The sequence below is a fragment of the Thermoflexus sp. genome, assembly GCF_042408365.1.
In the GTDB taxonomy this organism is placed as follows: Bacteria; Chloroflexota; Anaerolineae; order Thermoflexales; family Thermoflexaceae; genus Thermoflexus.
This window is the reverse complement of sequence record NZ_JBHOQJ010000008.1, coordinates 1-7,140: the sequence shown is the minus strand read 5'-3', so window position 1 is coordinate 7,140 and position 7,140 is coordinate 1. Positions and strand designations below refer to the sequence as shown.

At 65.8% G+C, this 7,140-nt stretch carries 4 protein-coding genes; all 4 read right to left on the bottom strand.

Going from position 1 to position 7,140, the window contains the following annotated elements; translation table 11 throughout:
- Window positions 1-90 precede the first annotated feature (90 nt).
- The 4 genes from ACFMO5_RS00300 to hutU all read right to left on the bottom strand — a co-directional run bounded on the left by ACFMO5_RS00300 (window position 91) and on the right by hutU (window position 6,890).
- Window positions 91-2,385, bottom strand: a complete 2,295-nt coding sequence (locus ACFMO5_RS00300) for a xanthine dehydrogenase family protein molybdopterin-binding subunit (protein ID WP_376790776.1) — start codon at window positions 2,383-2,385, stop codon at window positions 91-93.
- Between the two features lie 214 nt (window positions 2,386-2,599).
- Window positions 2,600-3,913: an imidazolonepropionase gene (hutI, locus tag ACFMO5_RS00295; RefSeq protein WP_376790775.1), complete on the bottom strand. Its 1,314-nt coding sequence runs from the start codon at window positions 3,911-3,913 to the stop codon at window positions 2,600-2,602.
- A 214-nt stretch (window positions 3,914-4,127) separates the two neighbouring features.
- Window positions 4,128-5,105 carry a DUF3782 domain-containing protein gene (locus ACFMO5_RS00290; RefSeq protein WP_376790774.1) on the bottom strand — a complete coding sequence of 326 codons (978 nt, stop codon included), beginning with the start codon at window positions 5,103-5,105 and terminating at the stop codon, window positions 4,128-4,130.
- 120 nt (window positions 5,106-5,225) lie between these two features.
- Window positions 5,226-6,890, bottom strand: coding sequence for a urocanate hydratase (gene hutU, locus ACFMO5_RS00285; protein WP_376790773.1), 1,665 nt, complete (start codon window positions 6,888-6,890; stop codon window positions 5,226-5,228).
- Window positions 6,891-7,140 lie beyond the last annotated feature (250 nt).

Sequence of the window (7,140 nt, the reverse complement as noted above, 5' to 3'; positions counted from 1 at the left end):
GCGCCGAAGGCGCCCGGCTGGCCCCCATCCCACGTCCCGAGAGCGACGGGAGGAGTTCCAAGCTGAGTTTGTCAGCAAAGCATCGGCTCGCTACGAGCTGAATTCATGCTGGAACCGAGTCTCCTCGATCACATGGGCTGTGAGGGCCGTCCACACCCGCTCCGCCGTGATGGGCAGCTCGGTGATTCGAACCCCCACCGCATCCCGGATGGCGTTGGCGACCGCCGCCGCCCCAGGGACCACCGGCGGCTCCCCCACGCCCCGCGCCCCGAAGGGACCGTGGGGGCTTGGGACCTCGACGATGAGGGTCTCGATGGGGGGGACCTCCGAGGCGACGGGCACAGCGTAATCCACGAAGGAGGCGGTCAGGGCCACGCCGTTCTCATCGTACCGAAGTGCCTCCCACAGGCCCCATCCCAGGCCTTGGGCCGCACCCCCATGCATCTGCCCCTCGATGAGCAAGGGGTTAATGGCGCGCCCGACGTCCTGGGCGACCACCGCCTCCTGAACTGCCACCTGCCCGGTCTCCGGATCGACGCGCACCCGGACCAGCATGGCCGCGAAACCCGGGGCCTGCTCGGTTTGGGCGGAGGAGCCACGGCCGACCACCGGTTCAAACTTTCCACCGAACCGCTGCGAAAGCCCCGCCACCTCCCCCAGACTCATCCGAGGTTCCGGAACGCCTCGGACGTAGATGTGGCCATCCCGGATCTCCAGATCCTCCGGGGCCACCTCCAGATGTTCCGAAGCGATCCGCAGGATCTGTTGTCGGGCCTCCTCCGCTGCCCGCTGCACCGCCAGCCCCACGGTGTAGGTGGTCTTGCTCCCCCCGCTGGCTCCCGCATATGGGCTCATATCCGTATCCCCTTGGAGGATACGCACTTGCTCCACCGGCACCCCGAGGATCGCTGCGGCCAGCTGCGCCATCGCCGTATGGGTCCCTTGGAGGTCCACCGCGCCCACATAGATCCGCACCACCCCATCGCGGTCCACGTGGCACATGGCCGCAGCGGGCTCTAAGCCACCGTGCCATCCTCCCACCGCCAAGCCGATGCCCTCCCCCAGCGCTTTGCGCCGCTCCCGCCACAGCGGATGTTCCCGGAGCGCCTCCAGGCACGCCCGGAGACCGATGGGGCCATAACGTTTCCCGCTCGGCAGCTCATCTCCCTCTTCCATCACGTTGCGCAGACGGAACTCCAGGGGATCCAGCCCCAGCTGACGGGCCATCTCATCCATCTGGGATTCCAAGGCAAACAGGGCCTGGGGCGCGCCGGGCGCCCGATAGGCACCGACCCCCGGCTTGTTCGTCAAAACCTCGAAGGCCTCGATCTCGTAATGGGGGAAGCGATAGAAGCTGCCCAGCAGGTTGGCGGCGATGCGATGAGGAGCGCCCGGGAAGGCGCCGGAATCGAAGATCACCCGGGCCTGGAGCGCCGTCAGCGTGCCATCCCGCTTCACCCCGGTCTTCAGGGTGATGATCGCAGCGTGGGCCGGCGTCCCGATGAGGAATTCCTCCTGACGGGTCAGGGTCAGTTGCACCGGCCGTCGGCTCCGAACCGCCAAGGCGGCGACCAAGGGTTCCAGCAGGGTGAACTTCCCTCCGAAGCCGCCGCCGACCGGGGTGGGCACCACCCGGATCCGGTTCTCCGGCCATCCCAGAAAATCGGCCACCTCCTCCCGCACCCCGAAGGGATCCTGCGTGCTGGTCCAGATGGTGAGGGTCTCGGTGGCCGGATCGAGAGCAGCCGTAGTGGTGTGGGGCTCGATATAAGCTTGGTGGACGGAGGAAGTGCGATAGGTCAGCTCCAGGACTAGATCGGCTTCCCGGAAACCTTGGGCGATGTCCCCCCGCGTGTAGCGGACGAAATCGGACACATTGCCGGGTTGGGAAGGCCGGGCCTCGTCCGAGCCGCCGACGTCGGCCGCATGGGCGCCGGCGTCCGCCCGCGTCCCCGGCCGGCCGCCGGGCCAGATCCGGGGGGCATCCTCTGACATCGCCTGAAGGGGATCGATGAGAACAGGCAACGGATCGATCTCCACCTCCACCTGGGCCGCCCCATCCGCCGCGCTGGCCTCGCTCTCGGCCAGCACCACCGCCACCGGCTGCCCATAATAAACGACCCGCTCCCAGGCCAGCAGCGCCCGGGCCTGGCTCTCGGGCTCCCGCTGGAACCACGGGAGGTCGGCCGCCGTCCATACGGCCGCCACGCCCGGGACGGCGCAGGCCCGCTCCGTCCGGATGGAGCGAATCCGGCCGTGGGCGTAAGGGCTGAGCACCAAGCGGGCATACAGCATATCCGGCAGCCGAAGGTCCGCGCCGAACTTCAGACGCCCGGTCGCCTTCAGATGCCCATCGCGCATCGGGATCCGTTGGCCGATGATCATCGTCGGAACCTCCTCCCAGGTATCTAAATTCAGACCTGTGAACATCGTGGAGGTGGGAAGTTACCTTCAGCGGCCTCCCTACCCTTCCATCTAAGGAGTTTGGGGAGCGGAGTCAAGCGACTTCGGCGCCTAGCTCCGCCCTCAAAAACCGTTTTCCTCTCTCCTTCTCACGGCCCAAAGGGCTGTGGAGCGAGGGCGATTACCGGGCAATGCCTCAATATGTCAAATGTCCCTCCCGGACGACGATCTTCCCTCGCTTCACCACTGTATGGACCAGGTTTACCCCATAACGGTAGGCCAGATATCGGTAATCCGGCGCGTCGAGGATCACTAAATCCGCTTGCTTGCCCGGCTCTAGGGTCCCGATCTCATGACCCAGGCCGATGGCGCAGGCGGCGTTGAGGGTGGCCGCCGTTAAGGCCTCGGCCGGTGTGAGCTTCATGTATCGGGTCGCCAGGGCCACCATCATCCCCATCGACTCGCACCACGAGGTCCCCGGGTTGAGGTCGGTCGCCAGGGCCAGCGCCCCGCCGGCGTCGATGAGCTGCCGCCCGGGGGCGTAATGCCCGGTGGCCAGCCCGAAGGAGGTGCCGGGAAGGACCACACCGACGGTTGCCGAACGCGCGAGGAGCGCCAAATGCTCCGGGGGCGTGCTCACCAGATGGTCCACGCTGGTCGCCCCCAGCGACACCGCCAGGGGCACGGCCCCCAGCGAGGGCTCGAATTCATCCGCGTGGACCTTTAGGCCGAAGCCCAGCCCCTTCGCTGTCTCCAGGATCCGACGGGTTTGATCCAGATCGAAGGCTCCCCGCTCGCAGAACACGTCGCAGAACCAGGCCGCCCGTCCATCGGCCCACGGGGGACACCAAGGGCCGGCCGCCGGATACCGCTGGGCCGCCAGCCTCGGGAGCATATCCTCGATCACTCGCTCCACATAGGCTTCCGGATCCCCCCGGTATTCCTCGGGGATGGCATGGGCGCCCAGGAAGGTCGGCACCAGATCCAGCGGATGAACACCGTTCAAGTCGTGGAGGACGTCCAACAGGCGTCGCTCAGCCTCCCACTCCAGACCGTATCCGGTCTTGGCCTCCGCGGTCGTGGTGCCGTGCTGCAGCATCTGATCCAAACGGGAGCGGGTCTCGGCCGTCAGTTGCTCCCGCGAAGCCGCCCGGGTCGCCCGGACGGTCGAGAGGATCCCGCCCCCGGCCTGGAGGATCTCCAGGTAGGTGGCTCCCCTCAAGCGCAGCTCGAACTCCACCACCCGGTCGCCGGCCCAGATCAGATGGGTGTGGGGATCCACGAAGCCCGGGACCACCGCTTGGCCCCGGGCATCGAAGATCTCCGCGGCCTCAGCGATCTGCGCCTCGACCTCGGACGTAGGCCCGACGGCCGCGATGCGGCCGTCCTGGATGGCCACCGCGCCGTCCGGGATGATCTGCAGGACCCCCATGGCAGCCCCCCGAGCCGGCGAACGCCCCTGGGGCGTGACCACCTGAGCGGCATGGCGGATGAGCAGATCCACGCGCATGGGATTCCCCTCGAGCGATAATCGTAAGCTTCATAGACGGAGGAAGCACACTCAGCGCCAGGCCTTTGCCTGACAAGAAGAGAGCCCTTCCATTCAGGCCCCCAGGATTAACGGCCGCCTCGGGAAGGAAAGAACAGGGAGCGCGAAGGATCAGCGCTCCCTGTGCATAGACTCTTGCCCGGTGGAGACCGCGCGAGCGGAACAACCAGATGCTTCACTCGCTGAGGATCTCCTCCGGCTCCCCATAGATCTCCCATCCCAGCCAGCGGGCCTGCTCCTCGATTTCCGGCTCATACCATGGCGTTACCAGGATGCGCCGCTGCACGGACTGACCCGTGCGTTTTTCGTAGAACCTCACCTTGCGCTCCAGGATCGGGATGATCTCCCGACCCACAGAGGTCTTCAACTCGATCACCATCCTCACCCCATTCCGGATCACCACATCCAGCTCCACGGTGGCCGGATAGCCAAACACCTCCCCTTCGGGGTCCGAGGCGGTCCACCGCTCGACCTGAAATCCGACGTCTTTTAGAACAGCCCGCATCCCCTCACGCCAGGCGGCTTCGCTTCGCAATCCCCAGCGAGCCCCAAAAGCATTCAACCGGCGAAGAATTCGCTGCTCCATCTGTCCCAACCGCTCCTCCGTCCGCCGCTGGGCCTCGGCCAGCCGGGCGACTTGCTCCTCCGTACGCCGCTGGGCCTCAATGAGCTCTGCAAAACGGCGATCCGTCTCCACCCGATACGTTGAAAATTCCTCATAGTGGCGCCGCTGGGCCTCAATGAGCTCCGCAAAACGGCGATCCGTCTCCACTCGATACGCTGAAAATTCCTCGTAGTGGCGCCGCTGGGCCTCAGCCAAGGCAGCCACCGCCTCCTCCAACCGCCCCACCCGCTCCTCTGTCCGCCGCTGGGCCTCGGCCAGCCGGGCGACTTGCTCCTCCGTGCGCCGCTGGGCCTCGGCCAGCCGGGCGACTTGCTCCTCCGTGCGCTGCTGGGCCTCCGCCAGAGCCCGAAAGCGGGCTTCCGTTTCCCCCCGGAACGCCTCAAAGACCTCATCCCGGAAGGCTCGGAATTCCATGGGAAGCCGCAACAGCTCCTCGGTTAAGAGCAGAGCCCGCAGCTGCTCCCGCCATTCCTCGTGTTCCCGTAATAAGCGGAGAAGATCTGGAAAATCCTTTACCGTGAATCCCATAGGGCCTCCTGCTCTACATTATAACAAAACCTATCCTCTTGCATCCCCTCCCGCTAAAAGGGAATGGCAAAAGGCCAGAGGAGAAAACAGTGATAGGCTATAATGGGAGGCCGGCTCCCGTTATCCCCGCAGCATCGGCATCTTGATCCCGTGGCGCCGGGCGACCTCAATGGCCTTCTCGTAGCCTGCATCCGCGTGGCGCACCACCCCCAGCCCGGGGTCGGTCCGCAACACCCGCTCCAGGCGCCACTCCGCCTCCTTCGTGCCGTCGGCCACCACCACCATCCCGGCGTGCTGGCTGAAGCCGATCCCCACTCCGCCCCCGTGGTGGAAAGCCACCCATGTGGCCCCGGCCACCGCGTTGAGCAGCGCGTTGAGGATCGGCCAGTCGCTGATGGCGTCGGAGCCGTCCTTCATCCCCTCCGTCTCCCGGTTGGGGCTGGCCACCGATCCCGCATCCAGGTGATCCCGTCCGATCACGATGGGCGCGCCCAGCTCCCCTTTCCGGACCAACTCGTTGAAATAGAGCCCCGCCCGGTCGCGCTCCCCATAGCCCAGCCAGCAGATGCGGGCCGGGAGCCCCTGGAAGCGCACCCGCTTCTGGGCCATCGTGATCCAGCGGCGCAGGCTCTCGTCCTCAGGGAACAGCTCCAAGATCGCCTCATCCGTCCGGTAGATGTCCTCCGGGTCCCCCGAGAGGGCAACCCAGCGGAAGGGTCCTTTCCCCTCGCAGAACAGCGGGCGGATGTACGCCTGCACAAAGCCGGGGTAGGCGAAGGCGTCCTTCACCCCCATCTCATACGCCTGCTGGCGCAGGTTGTTCCCATAATCGAACACCACCGCCCCGGCCCGATGGAATGCCAACATCGCCTCCACGTGGACCGCCATGCTTTCCTTCGCCCGCTGGATATATGTCTGAGGATCCTTGATTCGGAGCTCCTCGGCCTCAAAGACCGAGAGGCCTTTGGGAACATACATTAGTGGGTCATGGGCGGGGGTCTGATCGGTGACCACGTCCGGGATGATGCCCCGACGGGCCAGTTCGGGGAAAACCTCCGCCGCGTTCCCCAACAAGCCGATGGAGCGCGCCTGTCCTGTCCTCCGGTAATGCTCCACCCGCCGCAAGGCCTCCTCCAGATCGTCGACGATCTCGTCGAGGAACCCGTGGGCCAGCCGGCGCTGCGCCCGGCGGGGGTCCACCTCCACGATCAGCCCCACTCCCTCGTTCATCGTGATGGCCAGGGGCTGCGCGCCGCCCATCTCTCCCAGCCCTGCCGTGAGCACCCACTTCCCTTTCAGGCTTCCTCCGAAATGCGTCCGGGCGCAGGCGGCCAGGGTCTCGTAGGTCCCCTGGAGGATCCCCTGGGTTCCAATATAGATCCAGGCGCCGGCCGTCATTTGGCCGAACATGATCAAGCCCTTCCGCTCCAGCTCATCGAAGACTTCCCAAGTGGCCCAGTGGGGAACCAAGTTGCTGTTCGCGATCAGAACGCGAGGGGCCAGCTCGTGGGTGCGGAAGATCGCGACGGGCTTGCCGGACTGCACCAGGAGGGTTTCGTCAGGCTCGAGGTTACGAAGGGATTCTAGGATCGCGTAGAACGATTCCCAGTTGCGGGCTGCCTTCCCGCGGCCGCCGTAAACGATGAGGTTCGCTGGATCGGCCGCCACCTCAGGATCCAAGTTGTTCTGGATCATGCGGTAGGCGGCCTCGATCTGCCAGTTCTTACAGGTTAAGGTCTTTCCCCGGGGCGCACGGACCACCGGGGCCGTCCCGCTCCAGCTCATAGGGACCTCCGGGTTGGGGCTTGCATCTCAGCTTTAGCGCATTTCCAGGCTCAACGCAAATCCCGCTGGCCTGGTGAGGAGTGGGAAGGCCCCGTTCCCCCCTCCCCTTGCGGCCTTTCAGGCCACAAGGGGAGGGAAGCGTTCGTGCCTCTTCTACAGGAGTGATGCAATGGGCCGTCGAGGAAGAGAAGTTTTGAGACGAACCTGCTTTGTTGCGAAGATTAGGAGGGGTGGGCCGCTTACGCGGCCC